Below are 4167 nucleotides of genomic sequence, written 5' to 3'. Positions count from 1 at the left end.
TTCCTGATAGAGAGGCTAAAGGTAAAAGTCCGATCCCCGAACCGAGCCTGTCCCTGTTCAGGGAAGCGGATTTGAGTATGAGAAAGAGAAAGAAGATGAGAATGATTCCGGAATCTATCACCTATCATCTTCTCCCTAAATACACGCTACTCCTTCATCATCTGGCTGAAGAAGGCCAAGCTGTGTTTTACGAAAGCGTCGCCGTCGGGGCAGGGGTTGTTGAAAAGGCCTCGTTTGGGGGCCATTTCCAGGGAGCCTGAATTGTAGGATTCGACGCCCATGTAGCCCTTGAAATTGGTCTCTTTTAAGGCTTTGAAGAAGCTTTCCCAGGGGACGATTCCACCGCCGGGGGCGCCTCTGTCGTTTTCGCAGGCATGAATTCCCCACAGCTTATCGCCAACTGTATGAACGGCTTCGGCATAATTTCTTATCTCTGTGACCAGGTGATAGGTGTCTAATAGTACCAAAAGGTTCGGATGGTTAGTCATTTCGATGAGACTCATGGCTTGATCGGGACGGTTGACCATATGGGTGCGGAAATGGCTCATTGGCTCTAAAACTAAGTTAATCCCGCGTACTTGTGCGTATTCGGCGAGGGTATTGAGATGCTCTGAGGTACGTTTGAACTCATCGGTTGTCGGCAATCGCCGCTCGACGTGTCCGGGGTGGCCATAAAGCGCTCCCGTATAGGCGCTCGCTTCAACACTTGCGGTCATATCGATAGCGCGTTTATGCCAGGCAAGGCCTTTGCGCTGATTATCAGCATCCTCGCAAGAGATATCGGCTTCCATCGGCCAAATTCCACCGGGGCTGACAATCAGCTCGACACCGGCATCTTTGGCTTTATCGCGAGTATGGGATGCAGTGAATTCTAATTCATCCCCAAACCCGATTTCGAAACAATCCAACCCAAGTGTTTTGACATGATCAATTAAATATAACGACTTATCCGACCATGTATCGGCCCAAAGGTACATATGCGCGCCAAATCTCATTTGTGATCCTTTCAAGTGGGAGAAGCCCAGCGAATATGAAGTGTATCACAAACGAAGTGTGTAGTGCGTACTTACGGAGAAGGTAATGGGTGATGGGTGATAGGTGATAGAGTCCGGGATCATTCTCTTTCTCATCCTAAAATCCGCTTCCCTGAGTAGGGAAGGGAGGAGAGCTTTACACGCATGTGTTATAGCCTAATTAGAACCTAAGCATCATGGCATCGGGGGGTTTCATTATTTGGCCGAAATAGCTTGTGTAGAATGAGATCACCATAAAACCTATATAGATTGCAATCAGAAGCACCAAGAAGACGCCGAGGGCTGTGGCGGCCATTGCGGCTTTGGCGCTGGCTTCATCTTCGTAATAACCGGCAACCGAAAACAGCATCTTATCCATCTCGCCCGTATGCTCACCGGTCGCCAGCATATTGAGGACCATTGGAGGGAAACAATTGGTGGATTGGAGGCTTTCTGTGACGGTGCGCCCTCGTTCTATCTTAAGAGCAGCAGGCTTGATGGCATCTTGAATCGCGGCATTCCCGCAAGCATCTGCAGCAAGTCCAATTGCGCGTGGAAGCGGCACCCCTCCGGCATAAAGCGCGCCTAATGCCCGGCCAAATTTAGCCATTGCAAGTTGACGAAGCGAAAAACCGACACCCGGTATCATTAACTTGATCGAATCCCATGCGGCGCAAAATTCATGGGATTGAGACCCCAAACGAAAGATCAGCGCTATCGCAATAATAATTGGCACGGCAAAATAGTAGAACGTGATTGAGTTCAAAAACCCGCCAAAATCGGTTTCCCCTGCAAAACTTCTGACAACTATGCGTGTCAAACCCGGAATGGCAATCGCAGCTAATACAAGCAGTTTAGGATAGAACGTTATCTTGCGCACCAGACCGCGTAATTGGACTTCTTTATCTAAATAGTCCGCAATTTGCCCAAGAGTGCGATGGAGCAGGCCGCCTTCTTCACCCGCTCTGACTAAGCTGATGGTTAGAGGAGGAAAGACATGGCTATAGCGCGACATGCCGTTACACAACGCCTCGCCGGATAACACACTATCTGCCAACTCGATAGCAACACGCCTCAATTGCGAATTTTGCGTCTGCCGAGTGAGTGCTTCAAGCGATTGGTGAACGTTCACCCCCGCTCCAACAAGGGTTTCGAACTGCCGAAAGAAAACCGCCAATGCCGGCAGCGGCACACCGCCGAAAACAGAACCTGTTGTTTGTCTGGCAGCGCTCGCAGTCTTAGCGCTTAACGGTTCTTCTATCGAAGTCACCATTAAGCCATGACGTCGAATCGTATCAACAGCTTCGAGCCGGTTCTTTGCCTCGATAGCTCCCTGTACGGATTCGCCCGTTTGATTAATCGCAATGTAGTGAAAAGTCGGCATAATAGTCTATCCTTGAAAGGGATTCGAGAGGCTGATCCTCGATCTCCTTCTTAATTTCCGACATTCTTGTTCCGGAATGGTCAAACCGATGTAAGTAATACCTTAAATCGGCTAGATTCTATTGAAGACGCAGGCAGGAAATATATCTGCTGTTGTCAAACAGAGAGTATAGAATGAAAGCGCTAATTCTGGCAGGGGGCAAAGGCACACGGCTGCGCCCAATAACATTCAGCATGGCCAAACAGTTAGTGCCGGTAGCAAACAAACCGGTGCTCTATTATGGGCTTGAAGCCGTGCGTGATGCCGGCATTCGTGAAGTCGGCATGATTGTCGGCGATACCCATGAGGCTATCGAGCAAGCGGTTGGCGATGGCTCCCAATGGGGTTTAAAAGTCACTTATCTACCCCAAGAAGCGCCCCTTGGATTAGCGCATGCCGTCAAAGTCGCCCAGCCTTTTCTCAAAGAAGAACCGTTCGTGATGTATCTCGGCGATAACATCGTCCGGTCGGGAGTTGCTGCGCTCGTTGATGAATTTGAGCGGGACAAGCCCGATGCAATGATTCTTCTCGCGCAAGTTCCGAATCCTCAACAGTTCGGTGTGGCTGAACTTGATGGTGACCGAGTGATAACGCTGGAGGAAAAACCGAAGGAGCCTCGTTCCGATTACGCGCTGGTCGGGGTGTATCTCTTTAGTTCATGTATCTTTGAAGCGGTCAAAGCCATCAAACCCTCATGGCGAGATGAGTTTGAAATCACCGATGCCATTCAATACTTGATAGACAGCGGCAAGAACGTTCGCTCGCATAAAGTCAAAGGTTGGTGGAAAGACACCGGCGACCTCGATGCCCTATTGGAAGCCAATCGCCTCGTGCTAGAAGACCTCGTTGGGATCATCGAGGGTAAGGTTGATTCCCACTCTCGACTCTTTGGACCTGTTTCAGTTGGGGCTAATAGCAAGATCATCAATACAATTATTGAGGGACCTTCGATTATAGGCTCCAATTGCCACCTTGAAAATTGCCGAATTGGCCCCTATACGGCTATTGGAGATGGGGTTTACTTAATTGGCAGTGGGGTACACGATAGTGTCGTGATGCCGGATTGCTCGATTAAAAATATCGGTGATCGAATTAAGCACAGTCTTCTAGGCCGCGGCGTCCAAGTCCGCTGCCATCCGGAACGCTCCCAAGCCATGCAACTAATGCTTGGCGATAACAGCGTTATCGAACTGCTCTAGAGGGAATTAAATGGTATTACTGGTAGTTCAGTTTGTTGGCTTATTGATGATGGGAATTGCGGCGGGGGTTGCCTTTGGGCTGGTTTTGCAGGCACGGCCAAAATCAGCGCTTCCGAGTATTGTCTTTCTCGACATCCATCAAGTTTTATTGCGAAACTATGGGTCAGCGCTGAGAGTTATCGAAGGCGCCGCTTTCTTTGCCGTATTAATCGCTCTTCCTTTTGTTCGTGAGAATCCAAAAGTCTTCACGATGACTTGGGTGAGTCTCATTTGCATCGCCGCTATGATACTTATCTGGACAGCGCTTATTCAGCCGATTAATAAGCAAGTTCAAGTCTGGAACCTTGAGACGATGCCGGATAATTGGGCACAAACTCGCAGTCGCTGGGATAGATACCAAATTTTGCGGGGTATCTTAGCCATTATCGGCCTATGCGCCCTCATCCTCTCAGTCTTGGTCTAGGCTAAAATTGACGTAAAAAAAAGGCCGCCGCTTAAATGCGCGACCTTGCAGAACAGGCCAGAAGACAAT

Annotated in this window: 4 protein-coding genes; 2 read left to right on the top strand and 2 right to left on the bottom strand. The window is 49.3% G+C overall.

The window, feature by feature from the left end:
* Positions 1-146: 146 nt before the first annotated feature.
* Both WCO51_10375 and WCO51_10370 read right to left on the bottom strand, forming a co-directional pair.
* The gene (locus WCO51_10375; protein MEI6513662.1) at positions 147-995 is read right to left on the bottom strand and encodes a sugar phosphate isomerase/epimerase family protein; all 849 of its coding nucleotides are present in this window, start codon (positions 993-995) and stop codon (positions 147-149) included.
* Positions 996-1194: 199 nt separating this feature from the next.
* Positions 1195-2397 carry a type II secretion system F family protein gene (locus WCO51_10370; GenBank protein MEI6513661.1) on the bottom strand — a complete coding sequence of 401 codons (1203 nt, stop codon included), beginning with the start codon at positions 2395-2397 and terminating at the stop codon, positions 1195-1197.
* A 173-nt stretch (positions 2398-2570) separates the two neighbouring features.
* On the opposite strand from WCO51_10370, the gene WCO51_10365 reads away from it, so the two are divergent.
* Together WCO51_10365 and WCO51_10360 are read left to right on the top strand one after the other, a co-directional pair.
* The gene (locus tag WCO51_10365; GenBank protein ID MEI6513660.1) at positions 2571-3635 is read left to right on the top strand and encodes a glucose-1-phosphate thymidylyltransferase; all 1065 of its coding nucleotides are present in this window, start codon (positions 2571-2573) and stop codon (positions 3633-3635) included.
* A 10-nt stretch (positions 3636-3645) separates the two neighbouring features.
* The gene (locus tag WCO51_10360; GenBank protein ID MEI6513659.1) at positions 3646-4098 is read left to right on the top strand and encodes a hypothetical protein; all 453 of its coding nucleotides are present in this window, start codon (positions 3646-3648) and stop codon (positions 4096-4098) included.
* The last annotated feature ends 69 nt before the right edge of the window (positions 4099-4167 follow it).

It is taken from the genome of bacterium (genome assembly GCA_037131655.1).
Lineage (GTDB): Bacteria > Armatimonadota > Fimbriimonadia > Fimbriimonadales > JBAXQP01 > JBAXQP01.
Note: the sequence above shows the minus strand (reverse complement) of the source record. Positions and strands in the feature narration are given on the sequence as shown.

Excerpts from the sequence above, each read along its gene's own strand:
- WCO51_10375 (MEI6513662.1), bottom strand. The coding sequence starts at position 995 with ATGAGATTTGGCGCGCATATGTACCTTTGGGCCGATACATGGTCGGAT.
- WCO51_10370 (MEI6513661.1), bottom strand. The coding sequence starts at position 2,397 with ATGCCGACTTTTCACTACATTGCGATTAATCAAACGGGCGAATCCGTA.
- WCO51_10365 (MEI6513660.1), top strand. The coding sequence starts at position 2,571 with ATGAAAGCGCTAATTCTGGCAGGGGGCAAAGGCACACGGCTGCGCCCA.
- WCO51_10360 (MEI6513659.1), top strand. The coding sequence starts at position 3,646 with ATGGTATTACTGGTAGTTCAGTTTGTTGGCTTATTGATGATGGGAATT.